This is a genomic window from Symbiobacterium ostreiconchae (genome assembly GCF_055396975.1).
The window spans coordinates 1,026,974-1,044,708 of the sequence record NZ_AP042454.1 but is presented as its reverse complement, the minus strand read 5'-3'; the positions used below and the strand labels follow the sequence as shown (position 1 = coordinate 1,044,708).

General features: G+C 66.5%; 13 protein-coding genes, 12 tRNA genes and 2 rRNA genes. 1 reads left to right on the top strand and 26 read right to left on the bottom strand.

Annotated features, from left to right (window positions below):
• Position 1: 1 nt before the first annotated feature.
• From ACZ5UM_RS05230 to ACZ5UM_RS05215, 4 genes are all read right to left on the bottom strand, one after another.
• A complete protein-coding gene (locus ACZ5UM_RS05230; protein ID WP_464847273.1) occupies positions 2 to 1,498 on the bottom strand; it encodes a sigma-54 interaction domain-containing protein in 1,497 nt (498 codons plus the stop codon).
• A gap of 30 nt (positions 1,499 to 1,528) precedes the next feature.
• Positions 1,529 to 2,344, bottom strand: coding sequence for a patatin-like phospholipase family protein (locus tag ACZ5UM_RS05225; RefSeq protein WP_464847272.1), 816 nt, complete (start codon positions 2,342 to 2,344; stop codon positions 1,529 to 1,531).
• A gap of 123 nt (positions 2,345 to 2,467) precedes the next feature.
• Positions 2,468 to 3,199: an anti-sigma factor family protein gene (locus ACZ5UM_RS05220; RefSeq protein ID WP_464847271.1), complete on the bottom strand. Its 732-nt coding sequence runs from the start codon at positions 3,197 to 3,199 to the stop codon at positions 2,468 to 2,470.
• Positions 3,189 to 3,710: a sigma-70 family RNA polymerase sigma factor gene (locus ACZ5UM_RS05215; RefSeq protein ID WP_464847270.1), complete on the bottom strand. Its 522-nt coding sequence runs from the start codon at positions 3,708 to 3,710 to the stop codon at positions 3,189 to 3,191. Before ACZ5UM_RS05215 ends, ACZ5UM_RS05220 begins: the two co-directional genes overlap by 11 nt.
• A gap of 130 nt (positions 3,711 to 3,840) precedes the next feature.
• On the opposite strand from ACZ5UM_RS05215, the gene ACZ5UM_RS05210 reads away from it, so the two are divergent.
• Positions 3,841 to 4,269, top strand: a complete 429-nt coding sequence (locus ACZ5UM_RS05210) for an OsmC family protein (protein ID WP_464847269.1) — start codon at positions 3,841 to 3,843, stop codon at positions 4,267 to 4,269.
• A gap of 88 nt (positions 4,270 to 4,357) precedes the next feature.
• On the opposite strand, the gene ACZ5UM_RS05205 is transcribed toward ACZ5UM_RS05210, so the two are convergent.
• The 22 genes from ACZ5UM_RS05205 to ACZ5UM_RS05100 all read right to left on the bottom strand — a co-directional run bounded on the left by ACZ5UM_RS05205 (position 4,358) and on the right by ACZ5UM_RS05100 (position 17,490).
• Positions 4,358 to 5,032 carry a response regulator gene (locus ACZ5UM_RS05205; protein WP_464847268.1) on the bottom strand — a complete coding sequence of 225 codons (675 nt, stop codon included), beginning with the start codon at positions 5,030 to 5,032 and terminating at the stop codon, positions 4,358 to 4,360.
• Entirely contained in the window at positions 4,932 to 6,086 is a 1,155-nt protein-coding gene (locus ACZ5UM_RS05200) for an ATP-binding protein (RefSeq protein ID WP_464847267.1), read from the bottom strand. Before ACZ5UM_RS05200 ends, ACZ5UM_RS05205 begins: the two co-directional genes overlap by 101 nt.
• Before the next feature lie 231 nt (positions 6,087 to 6,317).
• Positions 6,318 to 6,857 (bottom strand): HPP family protein, encoded by a 540-nt coding sequence (locus ACZ5UM_RS05195; protein ID WP_464847266.1) that lies wholly within the window; start codon positions 6,855 to 6,857, stop codon positions 6,318 to 6,320.
• A 75-nt stretch (positions 6,858 to 6,932) separates the two neighbouring features.
• Positions 6,933 to 7,382 carry a cyanase gene (gene cynS / locus ACZ5UM_RS05190; RefSeq protein ID WP_464847265.1) on the bottom strand — a complete coding sequence of 150 codons (450 nt, stop codon included), beginning with the start codon at positions 7,380 to 7,382 and terminating at the stop codon, positions 6,933 to 6,935.
• Between the two features lie 197 nt (positions 7,383 to 7,579).
• A complete protein-coding gene (locus ACZ5UM_RS05185; RefSeq protein WP_464847264.1) occupies positions 7,580 to 9,052 on the bottom strand; it encodes a SulP family inorganic anion transporter in 1,473 nt (490 codons plus the stop codon).
• A 181-nt stretch (positions 9,053 to 9,233) separates the two neighbouring features.
• On the bottom strand, positions 9,234 to 10,910 hold the full coding sequence (gene argS / locus ACZ5UM_RS05180; RefSeq protein WP_464847263.1) for an arginine--tRNA ligase: 1,677 nt from the start codon (positions 10,908 to 10,910) through the stop codon (positions 9,234 to 9,236).
• Positions 10,911 to 10,997: 87 nt separating this feature from the next.
• A complete protein-coding gene (speB, locus tag ACZ5UM_RS05175; protein ID WP_464847262.1) occupies positions 10,998 to 11,879 on the bottom strand; it encodes an agmatinase in 882 nt (293 codons plus the stop codon).
• The gene (speE, locus tag ACZ5UM_RS05170) at positions 11,876 to 12,739 is read right to left on the bottom strand and encodes a polyamine aminopropyltransferase (protein WP_464847261.1); all 864 of its coding nucleotides are present in this window, start codon (positions 12,737 to 12,739) and stop codon (positions 11,876 to 11,878) included. The genes speB and speE overlap by 4 nt, the downstream gene beginning before the upstream one ends.
• Positions 12,740 to 12,877: 138 nt before the next feature.
• Positions 12,878 to 12,968 (bottom strand) — tRNA-Ser (locus ACZ5UM_RS05165).
• Between the two features lie 67 nt (positions 12,969 to 13,035).
• Positions 13,036 to 13,111: transfer RNA gene (locus ACZ5UM_RS05160), tRNA-Thr, on the bottom strand.
• An 18-nt stretch (positions 13,112 to 13,129) separates the two neighbouring features.
• Positions 13,130 to 13,206: transfer RNA gene (locus tag ACZ5UM_RS05155), tRNA-Ile, on the bottom strand.
• Positions 13,207 to 13,209: 3 nt separating this feature from the next.
• A tRNA-Leu gene (locus ACZ5UM_RS05150) sits at positions 13,210 to 13,300 on the bottom strand.
• Positions 13,301 to 13,305: 5 nt separating this feature from the next.
• Positions 13,306 to 13,382 (bottom strand) — tRNA-Asp (locus ACZ5UM_RS05145).
• A 120-nt stretch (positions 13,383 to 13,502) separates the two neighbouring features.
• Positions 13,503 to 13,578 (bottom strand) — tRNA-Val (locus tag ACZ5UM_RS05140).
• 43 nt (positions 13,579 to 13,621) lie between these two features.
• Positions 13,622 to 13,697, bottom strand: a tRNA-Gly gene (locus ACZ5UM_RS05135).
• Between the two features lie 6 nt (positions 13,698 to 13,703).
• Positions 13,704 to 13,788: transfer RNA gene (locus tag ACZ5UM_RS05130), tRNA-Tyr, on the bottom strand.
• A gap of 5 nt (positions 13,789 to 13,793) precedes the next feature.
• Positions 13,794 to 13,869 (bottom strand) — tRNA-Phe (locus ACZ5UM_RS05125).
• Positions 13,870 to 13,968: 99 nt separating this feature from the next.
• Positions 13,969 to 14,045 (bottom strand) — tRNA-Met (locus tag ACZ5UM_RS05120).
• A 3-nt stretch (positions 14,046 to 14,048) separates the two neighbouring features.
• Positions 14,049 to 14,124: transfer RNA gene (locus ACZ5UM_RS05115), tRNA-Gly, on the bottom strand.
• Between the two features lie 4 nt (positions 14,125 to 14,128).
• Positions 14,129 to 14,203: transfer RNA gene (locus tag ACZ5UM_RS05110), tRNA-Asn, on the bottom strand.
• Positions 14,204 to 14,291: 88 nt separating this feature from the next.
• Positions 14,292 to 14,399 (bottom strand): 5S ribosomal RNA (rrf, locus tag ACZ5UM_RS05105).
• Between the two features lie 59 nt (positions 14,400 to 14,458).
• Positions 14,459 to 17,490 (bottom strand): 23S ribosomal RNA (locus ACZ5UM_RS05100).
• Between the last annotated feature and the right edge of the window lie 245 nt (positions 17,491 to 17,735).

The following is a 17,735-nucleotide window of genomic DNA, read 5'->3' as shown; positions in this document are numbered from 1 at the left end:
ATCAATCCGGCCGCCTAAGGCCCAGCACCTTGATGCGGTACTGCAGCGTCTGCCGCGGCAGCCCGAGGATGCGGGCCGCCCGGCTCACGTTCCATCCCGTCTCTTCCAGGGCCCGCTGCACCGCCGCCCGCTCCAGGTGGGCCAGGCTCCGGCGCAGTTCGGCCGCTTCCTCCCGGGCCGCCTCCGCAGCCCGAGTCCCCCCGGCCAGTCCGGCTACCTCGGTTGCCCACGGCGTCCCGGACAGCCCCTCCCACTCCGCTGCCCACGGCGCCGCGGCCCGCCCGGCCAGCTCCGCCGCCGCCCGCTGCAGCGGCGCGGGCAGGTCGCTGAGCCGGATCTCCGGCCCGGTGGCCATCTGCAGGGCCGCCTCGATGGCATGCTCCAGCTCCCGCACGTTGCCGGGCCAGCTGTGCCGCTGGAAGAACGCCTCCACCTCCTGGCTGAGCGGGCGCGGCGGCAGCCCCAGCCGCTCGCTGTGCTTGGCCAGGAAGTGGCGGGTCAGCAGCGGGATGTCGGAGGCCCGCCGGCGCAGCGGCGGGATCTCCAGGGCGACGACGGTGATGCGGTAGTAGAGGTCCCGCCGGAGCCGCCCGCTGGCGAGGGCCGCGGCCGGCTCCTCGTTGGTGGAGGCGATGACCCGCACGTCCACCTGCCGCTCGGTCGCCTCGCCCAGCCGGCGGAGGCGACCGTCCTGCAGCACCCGCAGCAGCTTGGCCTGCAGCTCGGGCTGCATGGAGTTGATCTCGTCGAGGTAGAGCGTGCCGCCGTCGGCCAGCTCGAAGAGCCCGGGCCGGTCCTGGGCGCCGGTGAAGGAGCCCTTGGCAGTGCCGAACAGGAGCGACTCCAGCAGCCCCTCGGGCAGGGCCGCGCAGTTCTGCGCCACCAGCGGCCGGTCCCGCCGGGAGCTGGCCGCGTGGATCGCGTGCACCAGCAGCTCCTTCCCCGTGCCCGTCTCGCCGTAGACCAGGACCGGCGAGTCGGTGGCGGCCGCGCGCAGGGCCTGCTCCTTCAGCCGCAGCATGGCGGGGTGTTCGCCGATCAGGTCGTCGATGGTGTACCGGGCGCCGCCCACCGGGGCCTCCCTGCGGGACCGGGGGCGCAGCAGCGCCGCCTGCAGGCCCGCCACCCGCTCAGACAGCTCCCGCACCTGCGTGACGTCCTTGGAGACCTCGATGGCCCCCACCAGCCGGCCCTCGTGGAAAATGGGCAGCGTGGAGTTGACGGTCGTCACCCGCTGCCCCTTGTAATTGGTAAAGGTCTGTTCGTGGGCGGGGATCGGCTCCCCGGTGGCCAGCACCTTCAGCAGGGTGGATGTGGCCGGCGTGAGCGACGGAAAGACCTCCAGCAGGTGCCGGCCGATGACCTCTTCGGGGGAGAGGCCGTCGTTCTTCCCCGCCTGCTGGTTGTAGAGCACCGTCACCCCGCGCTCGTCCACCACGTGAATGCCCTCGTCGATCACCGACATGAGGGCCTTCAGCAGCCTTGTCTGATCGATCAAGCCACTCCCTCCCGCTGTCGGTTCCCCGGCCTAGGGATCCGCGGCCTCCCCCGGCTTCGCCGGCTTCCGCAGCGCGGCGAGCCGTTCCCGGATGGCCGGGATCATCTGCTCCGCGGCCTCTCGCCCGCGCGCGACGATCTCGCCCACGTGATCCAGCTCGATGGGGTTGAACTCCGCGAGCTCGGGGCGGATGAGGATGTCGGCCGCGGCCGCCGCCTCACGGATCAGGGGCCGCTGGACCAGGGCCAGGCTGCTCATCATGATATGTAAGAGGTTGCGCGGCCTCTGGGCGGCCACCGGCTCCTGGGAGAGCTCCACCCCGATGACCAGGTCGGCCCCCATGCTCCGCACCGCCTGGGCCGGAATCGGCTGGGTCAGCCCGCCGTCCACCAGGGTATGCTCGCCCAGGCGCACCGGCAGGAAGATGCCGGGGTAGGCACAGCTTGCCCGCACGGCGGTGGTGACGCGCCCTTCCCGGATGAGCACCGGCTGCCCGTCCAGCAGGTCGGTGGCCAGCGCGCCGAAGGGCACGCGCAGGTCCTGGAAATCCAGGTCGCCCATCCGCTCCACGAGGAAGCGCTCCAGCCCGCTGGTGTCCAGCAGGCCGTCCCGCCGGAGGCGCAGGCGGACCAGCGAGCGCCAGTTCATCTCGGCCGCCAGCCGCTCCAGCGCCCACGGGTCGCCCGTGGCGGCGTACAGCGCCCCGACGAGGCTGCCGGCGGAGGTGCCCGCCACCAGGTCGATGGGGATCTTGTGCGCCACCAGGGCCTGCAGCACCCCGATGTGCGCCATGCCCCGGGCGAAACCGCCCCCCAGCGCGAGGCCCACCTTCGGTTCCGATGCCATCGCATCATCACCTCTTTTCGTCGGCAAACCGCCGAACTCCTACGGTTCGGCGGCGCGCAGGGTCACCTTCCAGACTATGCGGACGGCAGGAGGCGCAGCCCCCTGCCGTATGCTGTGCAGCCCTTAATTGGTGAAGGTCGCCGTGAGCGGCGGGAAGGTGCCCCCGGACTGGCGCGGCAGCTCCGGCAGGGTCAGGCGGATGGTCTCGCCGGCCGGCACCGGCTCGCAGTACAGCGCAAAGCGAATCCCGCCCCGGCGCTGATCGGCCGTGAGGGACGGGCAGCTGACCGGACCGGCCTCGGTGGCCACCTCGGGCACCAGCGCCGTCTCGTCCTCGGGCAGCACCAGCCCCTCCCCCTGCACCGTGTAGTCAATCCGGGTCGCGGATTCGCCGGTCGCCACCGAGGTGATGGTCAGGCTGAGGCCGCCCCCGGACTCGGTCACCTGCAGTTTCACCGAGCGGCTGGGCCGGAACAGGGCGGCGGTCAGGCGCTGCTGGGGATCCAGGTGGATCTCGAGGTCCGGCTCGATGAGCTGGGAGGACAGGGCAAGACCGATCACGGCGGCCGCGGCAGCCACCGATGCCGTCGCCACGAACGCACGGCGCCACGGGGGGCGGCCGGCGCGCCTCACGCTGAGCTCGATGCGCGCGGCAACCTCGGGCGGGCAGACCCCCTGGTTCACCCACTCCTTCAGCCCCTGCGACAGCTTCTCGCCGATGTCGTTCATCGCGTTGGCCTCCTCTGCGCAGGCCTCGCACTGCGTCAGATGTGCCTCGATGGCGGCGCGCCGCTGCGGTGAGAGCGTACCGTGGAAGTAATCGATAAGCTCCGACTGGATTTGCTCACACTGCATCGACTCCGCGCCCCTCCTTTCGTTCCTCGAGAGCGTTCAGGCGGCTCCTGAGCTGTTTCATGGCGGCGTGCAGCCGCGACTTCACTGTGCCCAGGGGAATGTCCAGGGCCGCGGCGATCTCGTCCAGCTGCATGTCGTTCAGGAAGCGCAGCACGACCACGGCCCGGTAGCGCTCGTCCAGGCTGCGCACCGCATCCCATACATCCCCTTCCAGCGGCAGGTCCACCTCGGTGATGGGATGCGAGGTCAGATCCTCCGGCCGCTCCACGGGGATCACCCGCATGCGCTTGCGCAGGATCTGTGTACAGGTATTGACGAGAATGCGCCGCATCCAGGACGGAAACGCCGCGTCGCCGCCCCGGAGCTGCCCGAAAGCGCGGTAGGCGCGGATGGTCGCTTCCTGCAGGGCGTCGGCGGCGTCGGCCTCGTTGCCGAGAATGGCCCAGGCGGTTCGGTAGAGCCTTCCCTGCTCGGGACGGTACAGTGCAAAGAAGCGCTCCTCCAAGGTCACAGTGGTATCCCTCCTTCTCGGCGCCCCCTTCCGCCGAACGCCTCTCGCTGTCAAGAGCGCGTCACAGGGGAAAAAAGTTCGGCAGGCATAGCACAATAAGCAGCGAATCAGGTCACTGAGGTGATAGGTGATGAAGGAAGCGCTGGTACGCTGGGCAGGCAAGATGGCCTTCGAGGCCCGGACGGGTTCCGGTCACACGGTGCTGATGGACGCGCGGCGCGAGGTCGGCGGGGAGGACCGGGGGCCCCGGCCCACCGAGCTCCTGCTGGCCGCCCTGGGGGGCTGCACCGGGATCGATGTCGTCTCGATCCTGCAGAAGATGCGGGTGGACTTCGACCGGGTGGAGGTCGCCGTGGAGGCGGATGAGCGGGAGGAACACCCCCGCTACTTCGAACGCTTCCGCATGGTGTACCGGGTCTTCGGCAAGGATGTGCCCGCGGACAAGGTGAAGCGGGCGGTGGAACTCTCGGAGACGCGCTACTGCTCGGTGGCCGGCCTGTTCCGCCACGGTGCGGAGATCACATACCGGATTGAGATCAACGGCGAGCCCGTGGAGTAACGCACATACCGCAGCAGAAAGGAGCCCGGCCGGCGGTGTCGGGCTCCGTTCATTGTAGCATATTCACTGTTCAGGGGATGGATCAATGTCACTGTACCGCTTCCTCCGGGTCGACCTCCAGCAGCCCGATGGAGACGGCGTAGCGCACCAGCTCGGGGAACGTACTGACCTCCAGCTTGCGCATGATGCTCGCCCGGTGCTTGTCCACCGTCTTCGGGCTGATGTAGAGCGCCCGGGCGATCGCCTTGTTGGTGTACCCGTCCACCAGCAGCCGGAAGACCTCCTGCTCCCGCGGGGTGAGCTTCTCGTAGCGGCTGGTGGCCATGCGCGCCTTCCGCCCCTGCAGGTACTCCGCCACGATGTGGGTGGAGCTGTCGGGGCTGAGGTAGATCCTGCCCTGGTGCGCCCACCGCACCGCCCGCAGGACCTCGTCGCTGGGCGCGCTCTTGGAGACGTACCCCAGCGCGCCGGCCTCCAGCGCCCGGAAGATGAAGGACTCCTTGTTGTACATCGAGAGGAAAACGATGCGGCCCGTACAGCCCTCCCGCCGGAGGGCCTCCGCCACCTGCAGGCCGTTCATGTCGGGCATGGAGATGTCGAGCACCATCACGTCAAACGGCACGGTGCGGGCCAGCGTGACGGCCTCCTGACCGGACGCCGCCTCACCGATGACCTCGATGTCGGCCTGTGAACTCAGGATCTTCATGAGCCCGGTTCGGACCAGCGCGTGATCGTCGACCACCAGTACCCGGATCTTCGCCATGGCTTCCCTCCTCAACAGGCACTTCCACCCGTACGGTGGTGCCACGCCCGGGACCGGATGTCAGCTTGAAGCGGCCGTTCAGCTGCTCGACCCGCCGCTCCATGCTCTTGATGCCCAGTCCCTCGAAGGCGGTGTTGCGGTTGAACCCCTGTCCGTTGTCCCTGACCGTGAGGATGACCGTGGGATGGGTGTAGACCAGCTGGACCTGCACCTCGGTGGCCCGGGCATGCTTGACGACGTTGTTGAGCGCCTCCTGGAAAATGCGGAAAAGCTGGGTCTCCACCGCTTCCGGCAGCCGGCGGTGGCTGAATCCATGGCTTGAGAAATCGATCTTCAGGTTGTAAAGGTCCGCGAAATGATCCACCATCCAGGCGATGGTCTCCGCGAGGCCCAGCGGCCGCAGCATCGAGGGCGTGAGGTCGAAGGCGATGGACCTGACCTCGTGGCTCATCCGCTCCACGTAGCTGATGATGTCGCGCAGCCGGCCGCAGGCCGGGTCCTTCATCCCCCTGGCCGAGATCTCGCCGTTCAGCTCCTCCAGCATGAGCTTCACGGCCACGATGGATTGCCCCAGGCCGTCGTGCAGGTCCTGGGCCAGCCGGGCCTTCTCGCGCTCCTGGATGAGCATGATCTGGTTGTGCAGGAACTCCCGTTCCTGCTCCGATTCGACCTGCGCGGTGATGTCGGTGTACAGTTCGGACCGGCCGCCGGTGTAGGGGCCGGTGGTGATGGGCTTGGAGCGGTGCTCCAGCCACCGGGCCCGGCGGTTGCGCCCGGCCAGCACCCGGCAGCGGAACTGCTCCGTGTAGGTGTTGTTTTCGTATGAGGCCAGGATCCGCCGGGCGAACTCGTCGCCTTCGTGGATGATGTGGCGGATGTGGTCCTGGACCAGGGCGGGCTTGTACCTGCCGATCAGCCGGCTCCGGCTGATGCCGAAGTACCGCTCCATGGTCTCGTTGACGAAAGCAACGCGCAACGACCGGTCGAGGATGAAGATCCCGACCGGCAGCACTTCCAGTATCTCAAACTCCGACCTGTAGGCAGAGGCGGGCACGCGCACCCCCTCCTTCCGCGGGCCCGGCCGTGGCGGCGCCCGCCGCGCCGGGCCCTGCCGGCATGCCAGCCGCACCGGGCCCCGCATGCGTGCACACCTGCCATCCCCGCCCCTCGCGGGCGTGTGCATCCGCCATGCCGGGCCCTGCGGCGCTGCAACTGCCTCCATCGTAGCATGCCGGGCGAAGAACTTGACGGCACTCAAGCACTAGTCCGGAACTAGCTTCTTGTGCTACCACCAGAAGCTCGGGTACCGGCGCGGGAACTTGTCGATCCGTGCCCAGAAGTTGTTGTACAGCAGGGCGACGATGACCAGGACCAGGGCGCCCACCAGGACCGGGCTGATCGCCCAGATGGGGTCGGCGATCCCGTTGATCACCGGGATCAGGGCGGTGGCGCCTGCCGGCGGGTGGACGGTCTTCGTGAGGACCATGAGGGTGATCGCGAGGCCTGAGGCCAGGCCAATCGCCCAGAAGGCCGACGCGCCCGTCAGCATGTAGACGACGATGCCGCTGAGCGCAGCCACCATGTGCCCGCCGAGGATGTTGCGGGGCTGGGAGAACGGCGCACCCGGAGCGGCAAAGGCCAGGACGGCTGAGGCGCCGAACGGCACGATGAACATGCCGATCGCCTGGACCTCGAAGTGGAGATAGGTCAGCAACGAGATCACGATAAAGCCACCGATGCCCGAAACGAGCGCCTCGCCCAGGCCGGGGTAGGGGGTGCTGGAGACCAGCTGCTGCCCCCGCATCAGGGCCAGATACTTCCTCATCGCACTCCCACCTTTCTGCGGGGCGGCACCCCACACCCCGTGCGGGGCATGGGGTGCCGCCTGGCCCCGATCAGCTTAGAACTTCTTGTACCGCAGCCACTTGCCGTTGAGGACGATCTGGGCGCGGTCCTCGCCCTCGTCACCCTTGACCTTGTCGACGTCGATCGAGAAGTCGATGGCGCTCATGATGCCGTCGCCGAAGATCTCGTGACAGACGTCCTTCAGCACCGGGCCGTACAGCAGAATGACCTCGTAGAACCGGTAGACGAACGGGTCGGTGGGCGGCCAGGGCTGCACCGGCTTGCGGTGGGGGGCCTCGGTGAGGGCCTTCTTCGTGGCGGCGTCGAGCCCCAGGATCCGGGCGAGGGTGTTGGCCTCCTCCTCGGTGGCCTGGCCGTAGCCGTAGCACAGCATCGCGGCGTAGACCGGGTTGCGGCCGATCGCGGCGCCGACCTCGGCCCAGGTGAGGCCCTTGGCGTTCTTCTGGTTCACGACGATCTCGTGCAGGTTCTCCATCGTGCGCATCCTGACATCCTCCTCTTGGCATATTCCGCTGTGTCCTGCGGTCAGCCCCATTATCACGCGGGAGCCGTCCGGGCCACTATGCGGAAAACCCCTACCTTTCCGTGCATTTCTTCCTCCATGTCTCCGGCTTCACGAGCGCAGGCAGCCGTTCCCGGCTCCCCCCGACCGGGGCCGCGCCTTACCCCGGCGCCCCCTCCTCACGAGGTCTGTTCCGTGAGCCGGACCGGGAGGCGGTCCCAGCGCGCGAGCACCCGGTGGACCTGCGGCTGCACCCCGGACCAGATGACCTCGCACCCCCGCGCGGCGGCCCGCGCGTACGCCCGCTCCAGGGCCTGGGCCCCCGTGGCGTCCAGGCTGGTGACGCCCCGCAGGTCAATGACCAGCGTGGAGCCGTCCGGCACCGAGTCCACCGCGTCCAGGAACGGGCGGGCGGCGCCGAAGTAGAGCGGCCCGGTCAGCCGGATGGCCGTAACCTTCCCCAGGCGCTGCACCGTAAGCGGGGCCTCGGTCACCGTGGCAGCGAACCGGATCATCGAGAGCAGAACACCCACCGCCACGCCGGTCACCAGGTCGAAGGCGACGGTGACCGCGGCAGTGGTCAGCATGATGGCCGCATCGCCCAGGGGAACCCGGCGGACGTCCGCCAGACTCCGCCGGTCCACCATGTTGATGGCGGTGCCCATCAGGATCCCCGCCAGCGTGGCCGTAGGGATCACCGCCGCCAGGTCGCCCAGGGCCACAGCCACCAGCAGGATCAGGAGGCCGTGGATGACCCCGGTCATCCGGGTGCGCGCGCCGGCCTGCAGGCCGGCGGCCGAGCGGACGATCGCGCCGGTGCCCACGATCCCGCCGAACAGCGTGGCCACCAGGTTGCCCAGGCCCTGCCCGAACAGCTCGCGGTCGGGATCGTGCCGGGTGCCCGCCATCTCGTCCACCACCACCGCCGACAGCAGCGACTCCACGGCGCCCAGCAGCGCGATGGTGAGGGCGGGCTTCAGCAGGGCGGCGACGTTGGTCAGTTCCGCGAAAAAGCCGAGCTGCAGGCTCGGCCAGCCTGCGGGAATCGCCCCGATGGTGGACAGCCTGTCCGGCCAGAACAGCCGCACCGCCACCGTGGAGAGCACCAGCGCGACCAGCGAGCCCGGCACCTTCCGGGTGATGCGCGGCCAGATCAGCATGATGGCCACCACGGCCGCCGCCAGCGCCGCCTCAGCCGGCACGATGGCGCCGGAAGGCCCCCGCAGCGTGTTGATCTGCTGGAGGAAGATCAGGAGCGCGATGCCGTTGGTGAAGCCGGACAGCACGGGCTGGGAGATCAGGTGGACGTACCGGCCCACCTTCAGGAAGCTGAGCAGGAGCAGAAACACGCTGCCCAGGAACATCGCCATGTACAGTCCGGAAAGACCGAACTGCTGGAAGATCGGGACCAGCACCACCGTCATCCCCGCCGTGGGCCCGCTCACCTGCACGGGTGATCCGCCGAAGAGCGCGGCGAGAATGCCCACGAACACCGCGCCGTACAGACCGGCCATCGGACCGGCTCTCGACAGCACGCCAAAGGCCAGCGCGAGGGGCAGGGCCACCACAGCCGCCGTCACGCCACCGAAGAGATCGCCCCGCCAGTTTTCCGCGGCCTGGCGGAGAAAGCTGGCGACATTCCCATTCTTCATAGGCAAGTACCCCTTCCCGAGTGTTTCTCGAAGCCCATTCTGCGTGCCCGGCCTGAGCAACGGCTACGGGGCGACTTCCCCATTCTGGGGAGAAAAACGGCTCCCATGGCGCGACGAAGGGGCCTGCCCAGCGTTGGGCAGGCCCCTGTTCTCGTTCACGGTGGGGGGTATCCCCTCTCCACTACATCCGCTCGGGTGCCGAGACCCCCAGGATCCCCAGGGCATTGGCCAGCACCGTCCGGGTGCAGTCCACCAGCAGCAGCCGGGCCCGGCTGAGGGGCAGGTCGTCGGTCACGACCCGGCAGCGGGTGTAGAACTGGTGGAAGAGTGTGGCCAGCTCGTTGAGGTAGCGGGTGATGCGGTGCACCTCGCGGGCGTCGGCCGCGCCGATGATCTCCTCGGGGAACTCGGCCAGCTTGCGCATGAGCTCCACCTCGGACTCGTCGGCCAGCAGGGCCGTGTCGACCTCGGCCGCAGCCGGCACCTCAAGCCCCTGCTCCCTCGCCTGGCGCAGGATGGAGCAGATGCGGGCGTGGGCGTACTGAATGTAGAACACCGGGTTGTCGCTGGACTTCAGGTTGGCCAGGTCCAGGTCGAAGTCCATGTGGGTGTCGAGGCTGCGCATCAGGAAGAAGTACCGGGCGGCGTCCACCGAGACCTGCTCCAGCAGGTCCTCCAGGGTGACGTAGTTGCCCCTGCGCTTCGACATCCGGAACTCCTGGCCGTCCTTGAACAGCCGGACCATCTGCGAGAACAGGATCTCCAGCGAGTCCCGGGGGTGGCCCAGGCACTCCACCATCGCCTTCATGCGGCCGAGGTAGCCGTGGTGGTCCTGGCCGAGGATGTCGATGAGGGTGGTGTAGCCCCGGTCGTACTTGTCCTTGTGGTAGCAGGCATCGGCGGCGAAATACGTGTACTCGCCGTCGGACTTGACCAGCACCCGGTCCTTGTCGTCGCCGTAGGCGGTGGTGCGCATCCAGATGGCGCCGTCCTTCTCGTAGGCCTCGCCCCGCTCCATCAGCCACTGCACCAGCTTCGCCGGGGCGCCCGCCTCGCGCAGCGACCGCTCGCTGAACCAGCGGTCGAACTCGACGCCGTAGCTGCGCAGCACCTTCTCGTGGCCGCTGCGGAAGTACTCCGGGGCCCAGCGCTCCAGGAAGGCCAGCCGCTCCTCCTCCGGCTTCTCCAGGAAGTCGGGGTACTGCTCGAGCAGGGCCCGGGCACAGTCGATCACGTCCTCGCCGGGGTAGTAGCCCTCGGGGATCTCGACGGCCGCGCCCCGCAGCTCCTGCGCCCGCAGGTCGACGGTGCGGGCCAGGATCTTCACCTGGTTGCCGGCGTCGTTCACGTAGAACTCGGTGTGGCACTCGTAGCCGGCCCAGTTGAGCAGCCGGGCCAGGGCCGATCCGAAGGCGCCGGCCCGGGCCTGCACCAGCACCATCGGCCCGGTGGGGTTGGCGCTCACGTACTCCAGCAGGATCCGCTGCTTCTGCCCGTGGTCGCTCTTGCCGAAGTCGGCCCCTTCGGCCTGAATCGCGGGCAGCACCTGGTGCACCCAACCGTGCCGCAGCCGCAGGTTGATGAACCCCGGGCCGGCGATCTCGGCCGAGGCAATCCACGTGCCGTCGGTCTGCAGGTGGTCGACGATCGCCTGGGCGATGACCCGCGGGGCCTTCTTCTCCTGCCGGGCCATGACCATGGCGAGGTTGGTGGCAAAATCGCCGTGCGCCCTGTCCTTGGGGATCTCCAGCATGATCTCAGGGGCCGGACCGACCAGGGCGCCCCCGGCCACGGCCCGGCCGACCGCATCCGCCAGGGCCTGGCGGATCTCGCTCTTGATCTGCTCTACAATACGCATGCCCGTCCGCCCTCCTATGTGTTGAACGAAGAAGTGCGCGATGGCCCTGATCCTGGCGCGGCCGTCGCCTCAGAGGACGCGCCTGCGCTATCCGAAGGCCAGAATCGCCTCGCGAATCAGCTTGGCCGCGAGCACCGGCGTCCGGTCGGTCTGGTCCAGTCCGGGCGCCACCTCCACCACGTCCAGCCCCACCACGTGGAGGCCGCGCATGGCGAGCACCGCGTCGATCATCTCCCGGCTGGTGATGCCGCCCGGCTCGGGCGTGCCGGTGCCCGGCGCGAAGGCCGGATCCATGACGTCGATGTCGATGGTGACGTAAACCGGCCGGCCTTCCAGCGTGGGCAGGACTCGTCGCAGCGGCTCCAGCACCTCGTGGGGGAACAGGTGGCACTGGCTCATGCCGAACTCGAACTCCTCCCGGGTGCCGCTGCGGATGCCGAACTGGTACAGGTTGCGTGCCGGAAGGAAGTCGAGGCAGCGCCGCATGACCGTCGCGTGGCTGAGCGGGTTGCCCAGGTAATCCTCCCGCAGGTCGGCGTGGGCGTCGAACTGCAGCAGCACCAGGTCGTTGCCGTACTTCTCGTAGGCGGCCTTCACCACCGGCAGCGTGACCAGGTGCTCGCCACCCATCATCAGGGACAGCTTGTCGTCGGCGAAGAGCCGGCGGGCCACCTCCTCGGCCCGGCGCAGCGTCTCCTGCACGTCGCCGAAGACCACGGCCACGTCGCCCAGGTCGAAGAAGTTCTTCTCCGTGAGGCTCAGGCGGGAGTGGTAGCTGAACTCCTCGATGCCGTAGGAAGCCTCGCGGATGCGGCCGGGTCCGAACCGGGTGCCGGGCCGGTAGGACGTGGTGAAGTCCTGGCCGATGCCCCAGAGCACCGCGCGGGCCGATGCGTAGTCCTCCGATGCCGCCATGAAGTCAGCCAGCCGCTCGATGTGCGGAAAGGGGGGCAAGCTGCGCCCGCTCACGGCTGCGCCTCCTCCTCGTCAACCTCCGCGAGCAGCTGCGCCACGAAGACCGGCAGCTGGAACGCGGCGTGGTGGACCCCGGGGGTGTAATACCTCAGGTCGCCAACGTCGGCGATGCGCTTCTCCGGCTCCGCCAGCAGCGGGTCGTACCGCTTCGAGCCCAGTGTGAACGTCCAGAGCCCCGTCGGGTACGTGGGCACGGCGCAGGTGTAGAGCCGGGTGATCGGGAAGGACTGGCGGATGCCCCGGTAGGCCCGCTGGATGACCTGCGCGTTCACCCACGGCGACTCGGTCTGGGCGACCAGGATGCCGTCGCCGGTCAGGCACCGGTAGACACTGGCGTAGAAGTTGGCCGTGAACAGCCCCTCGCCGGGGCCGATGGGCTCGGACGAGTCGATGATGACCACGTCGTACTCCGCCTCGTGTTCCTGCACCCACTGAATGCCGTCGGCGATGTGCACGTGGACCTTCGGGTTTCCGGAGAGCGCGACCGCGATCTGCGGGAAGTACTTCTTGCAGCACTCCACCACGCGCTCGTCGATCTCGACCAGGTCGACGTGCTCAACGCCGGGGTGGCGCACCACCTCGCGCGCCATGCCGCCGTCGCCGCCGCCGATGATGAGCACCCGCTTCGGATCGGGATGGGTGAACATGGGGACGTGCGCCCCCATCTCGTGATAGACGAACTCGTCACGGTCACACGTCTGGAAGAAGCCATCCAGGGCCATGAGCCGACCCCACTGCGGCGTCTCCACGACGATCAGTTCCTGATAAGGGGTCTTCTCGTGGTGCAGGACCCTGGTGGCGCGGACGGAGAGCCGCATATCCTCCGTCTGGTTTTCAGTCAGGAACAGTTCCACGGCACTCGGGCTCCTTTCCAGCGCAGACAACGAGGTAAAGTACCGTCAAATTATAGCACAAGCCCCTGGGCGCGGCAAAAGGGATTCGCCCCGTGTCCACACGCAACAGGACCCAGCCGCATGGCTGGGTCCTGAAGCTGGCGGAGAGGGTGGGATTCGAACCCACGGTAGGCACTTGACCTACAACGGTTTTCGAGACCGCCGCCTTAAACCGCTCGGCCACCTCTCCGTAAGGGGCCGGGATACATGTTGCCCACCGGCAACGGGCAGTGCACGATGACCGGCAGGCGGGTGATTGGAGCTGGTGGCCGGACTCGAACCGGCGACCTGCTGATTACGAATCAGCTGCTCTACCGGCTGAGCTACACCAGCGAGCATGGGGTATGGAAGTGGTGCGAGGGCCGGGATTCGAACCCGGGACCTCTCGGTTATCAGCCGAGTGCTCTGGCCGACTGAGCTACCCTCGCATGTGGTGCAGATGGGGAGACTCGAACTCCCACCGGGAGTGGTTACCCGACACGGTCCTGAGCCGTGCGCGTCTGCCAATTCCGCCACATCTGCAGTTCTGGCGGAGGCGACGGGATTCGAACCCGCGATCTCGGCCGTGACAGGGCCGCATGTTAGGCCTCTACACCACGCCTCCGCATTAGGGGGAAACAAAATGCACCGGCGCCTCAGGCGGCAGGGACGTGCCGGCCTGCAGGCGCCTGCTCGACGCCTGTGCGCCTCCGGAAGTGGCGTGGCGCCACTTCCGGAGACACCTTGGTGCGCGGTAGAGGGATCGAACCTCTGACCTCATGAACGTCAATCATGCGCTCTCCCAACTGAGCTAACCGCGCATCCTGCTCCGACGGCCGCTGAGGACCGCCGTCTGGTGAACACTGGAGCGGGTTACGAGACTCGAACTCGCGACCTCCACCTTGGCAAGGTGGCGCTCTACCAACTGAGCTAAACCCGCAGAACCTGGTGGGGAGAGGTGGATTCGAACCACCGAAGCGTTACGCAACTGATTTACAGTCAGCCCCCTTTGACCACTTGGGTATCTCCCCGCCAGTGGTGGCCCAGGCCAGAATCGAACTGGCGACACCGCGATTTTCAGTCGCGTGCTCTACCAACTGAGCTACCGGGCCATATGCGCTGTGAGCAGTGGGCTGTGCGCCGTCGGCAGTTCTCCATGGGATGGGTGTGCCGGGCGGCGCGTACACAGGTCGCCCGGCACCCCGGAACGCTGGTAGCGGTGGCTGGATTCGAACCAGCGACACTGCGGGTATGAACCGCATGCTCTAACCAGCTGAGCTACACCGCCATCTGGAGCGGGTTACGAGACTCGAACTCGCGACCTCCACCTTGGCAAGGTGGCGCTCTACCAACTGAGCTAAACCCGCAGGCTGGCTCCGGCAGTAGGATTCGAACCTACAACCCTCCGGTTAACAGCCGGATGCTCTACCGTTGAGCTATGCCGGAATCAGGAACAATCGTGCCTGGCTGGGGCCAGGATGGTTGGCCCGCGGCCCCGGCACCGCAATGACCGGGGCCGCCGCCAGGAAAAAGGTTTGGGCAGCGACCTATTCTCCCCCTTGCGGAGTACCTTCGGCCCTGGAGGGCTTAACTTCCGTGTTCGGTATGGGAACGGGTGATCCCCTCCGGTATCGCCACCCAAAACTCCTGAGGTCCTACCCTCAAAACTGCACAGTGATCTGCACACGCTCCGGCTTCAGCGAAATCAAGCCCTCGGCCGATTAGTACCGGTCCGCTCCACGGCTTGCGCCGCTTCCACTCCCGGCCTATCTACCTGGTCATCTTCCAGGGGCCTTACTCCCTTAACGGGATGGGAGATCTCATCTTCGGGCCGGCTTCGCGCTTAGATGCTTTCAGCGCTTATCCGTTCCGGCCTTGGCTACCCAGCTGTACCCCTGGCGGGATAACTGGTACACCAGCGGGCCGTCCACCCCGGTCCTCTCGTACTAGGGGCAGTTCCCGTCAAATCTCCTCCGCCTGCGATGGATAGGGACCGAACTGTCTCACGACGTTCTGAACCCAGCTCGCGTACCGCTTTAATCGGCGAACAGCCGAACCCTTCGGACCGACTTCAGCCCGAGGATGCGATGAGCCGACATCGAGGTGCCAAACCTCCCCGTCGATGTGGACTCTTGGGGGAGATCAGCCTGTTATCCCCGGGGTAGCTTTTATCCGTTGAGCGACGGCCCTTCCACTCGGAACCGCCGGATCACTAAGCCCGTCTTTCGACCCTGCTCGACCTGTCTGTCTCGCAGTCAAGCCCGCTTCTGCCTTTACACTCCCCGGATGATTTCCAACCATCCTGAGCGGACCTTTGGGCGCCTCCGTTACCTTTTGGGAGGCGACCGCCCCAGTCAAACTGCCCACCTGGCACGGTCCACGACCCCGTTCCAGGGGCCCGTGTTAGAACTTCGATGCTGCGAGGGTGGTATCCCAACGGCGCCTCCACCGAATCTGGCGACCCGGCTTCGCAGGCTCCCACCTATCCTGTACACGCACCACCAAAATCCAATGCCAGGCTACAGTAAAGCTCCACGGGGTCTTTCTGTCCAATCGCAGGTAACCTGCATCTTCACAGGTATTGCAATTTCACCGGGTCCCTCGCTGAGACAGTGCCCAAGTCGTTACGCCATTCGTGCGGGTCGGAACTTACCCGACAAGGAATTTCGCTACCTTAGGACCGTTATAGTTACGGCCGCCGTTTACTGGGGCTTCGGTTCAAAGCTTCGGCCTTGCGGCCTGACCTCTCCCCTTAACCTTCCAGCACCGGGCAGGCGTCAGCCAGTATACGTCGCCTTCCGGCTTAGCACTGACCTGTGTTTGTGGTAAACAGTCGCTTGGGCCTCTCCTCTGCAACCCTCCCCCGCTCTGCGGCGTCTCTCCGCTCACGGTCCGAGGGCCATCCTTCTCCCGAAGTTACGGATGCATTTTGCCGAGTTCCTTAGCGAGGGTTCTCCCGCGCACCTGAGGATTCTCTCCCCGCCTACCTGTGTCGGTTTGCGGTACGGGCACCCCGGGTCTCCCTAGCGGCTTTTCTCGGCAGTGTGGCGTCAGGGGCTTCCCTACTTCAGTTCGGTCGGCATCGCGTCTCACGTTTAGCCCGGCGGACTTCCCTACCGGGCCACGCTACCCGCTTACCCCGGCTCAACCAGCGGCCGGGTCCCCCTAGCCTCCTGCGTCCCCGCATCGGTCAAGCGACCCGTAGGTGGTACAGGAATGTCGACCTGTTTCCCATCGCCTACGCCATTCGGCCTCGGCTTAGGTCCCGACTGACCCTGAGCGGACGAGCCTTGCTCAGGAATCCTTAGGCTTTCGGTGGACAGGATTCTCACCTGTCTTTTCGCTACTCATACCGGCATTCTCACTTCCATGCGCTCCAGCCGTCCTTCCGGTCGACCTTCGACGCACATGGAACGCTCCCCTACCGCGTGAGCAGTGAGATGTGAGTAGTGAGTAGTGGGTCACTGTGGACGGGCCGGAAACTCCGGACCGCACTCACTGCTCACCACTCACCTCTCACCGCTCACACCCGCAGCTTCGGTGTCCTGCTTAGCCCCGAGTATTTATGGCGCAGCGTCATTCGACCAGTGAGCTATTACGCACTCTTTCAATGATGGCTGCTTCTAAGCCAACATCCTGGTTGTCTCTACAACGCCACATCCTTGCCCACTTAGCAGGAACTTCGGGACCTTAGCTGGCGGTCTGGGCTGTTTCCCTCTTGACGACGGACCTTAGCGCTCGCCGTCTGACTGCCGGCCATACTTGCTGGCATTCGGAGTTTGACTGAGTTCGGTAACCGGTAGGGCCCCTAGCCCAATCAGTGCTCTACCTCCAGCAAGCTCACATGCCGACGCTAGCCCTAAAGCTATTTCGGGGAGAACCAGCTATCTCCCGGTTCGTTTGGCTTTTCACCCCTATCCACAGCTCATCCGATAGCTTTTCAACGCTAACCGGTTCGGGCCTCCACGGGGTCTTACCCCCGCTTCACCCTGGCCATGGATAGATCACCGGGTTTCGGGTCTACAGCCACTGACTACGCCCTCTTCAGACTCGCTTTCGCTTCGGCTCCGGGCCTGAGGCCCTTAACCACGCCAGTGACCGTAACTCGCCGGTTCATTCTTCAATAGGCACGCACTCACCCACGTACGGGGCTCGTACTGCTTGTAGGCACACGGTTTCAGGGTCTCTTTCACTCCGCTCCCGCGGTGCTTTTCACCTTTCCCTCACGGTACTGGTTCACTATCGGTCGCCAGGCGTATTTAGCCTTGGAGGGTGGTCCCCCCGGATTCCCACGGGATTCCTCGTGTCCCGTGGTACTTGGGATCCGCCCAGCGGCGCCTCGCCTTTCGCCTACAGGGCTCTTACCTTCTGTGGCGGGCCTTTCCAGACCTCTTCGGCTAGACTCGGCAGCATCGCTTTACGGGCGTCCCGCAACCCCAGCAGCGATGGCTCGCTGCTGGTTTAGGCTCCTCCCCGTTCGCTCGCCGCTACTGAGGGAATCTCGGTTGATTTCTTTTCCTCGCCCTACTGAGATGTTTCAGTTCGGGCGGTGCCCCCCCACAGCCTATGGATTCAGCTGTGGGTGACTGGCCATTACGCCAGCCGGGTTGCCCCATTCGGAGATCCCCGGATCTACGCCTGCTTGCGGCTCCCCGAGGCTTATCGCAGCTTTCCACGTCCTTCATCGGCACCTGGCGCCCAGGCATCCACCGTGTGCCCTTCCCAGCTTGATTTCGCTGAGATGCACGCTTCCCGCGTTGCCTTTGCGTGTGTTCACTGTGCAGTTTTCAAGGTACGACGCTGCTGCAGGGAACCCAAGGTTCCCGAAGCAGCCCGTGGTCCCGTGCGGGAGCGAAGCTCCCGCAGGCACTCACTGAGGGGCTCGAAGATCCTGAGTCAGCAAGCGTGCGGCCCGGAACAGCTCTCACTGCTCACAGCCCACTGCTCACCGCTCATCTCGAACCCTCAAAACTAAACA

Coding starts and splice junctions, on each gene's coding strand:
- ACZ5UM_RS05195 (WP_464847266.1), bottom strand. CDS start 6,857: ATGAGGAAGTATCTGGCCCTGATGCGGGGGCAGCAGCTGGTCTCCAGC.
- cynS (WP_464847265.1), bottom strand. CDS start 7,382: ATGCGCACGATGGAGAACCTGCACGAGATCGTCGTGAACCAGAAGAAC.
- argS (WP_464847263.1), bottom strand. CDS start 10,910: ATGCGTATTGTAGAGCAGATCAAGAGCGAGATCCGCCAGGCCCTGGCG.
- ACZ5UM_RS05185 (WP_464847264.1), bottom strand. CDS start 9,052: ATGAAGAATGGGAATGTCGCCAGCTTTCTCCGCCAGGCCGCGGAAAAC.
- ACZ5UM_RS05210 (WP_464847269.1), top strand. CDS start 3,841: ATGAAGGAAGCGCTGGTACGCTGGGCAGGCAAGATGGCCTTCGAGGCC.
- ACZ5UM_RS05220 (WP_464847271.1), bottom strand. CDS start 3,199: ATGCAGTGTGAGCAAATCCAGTCGGAGCTTATCGATTACTTCCACGGT.
- ACZ5UM_RS05205 (WP_464847268.1), bottom strand. CDS start 5,032: ATGGCGAAGATCCGGGTACTGGTGGTCGACGATCACGCGCTGGTCCGA.
- ACZ5UM_RS05225 (WP_464847272.1), bottom strand. CDS start 2,344: ATGGCATCGGAACCGAAGGTGGGCCTCGCGCTGGGGGGCGGTTTCGCC.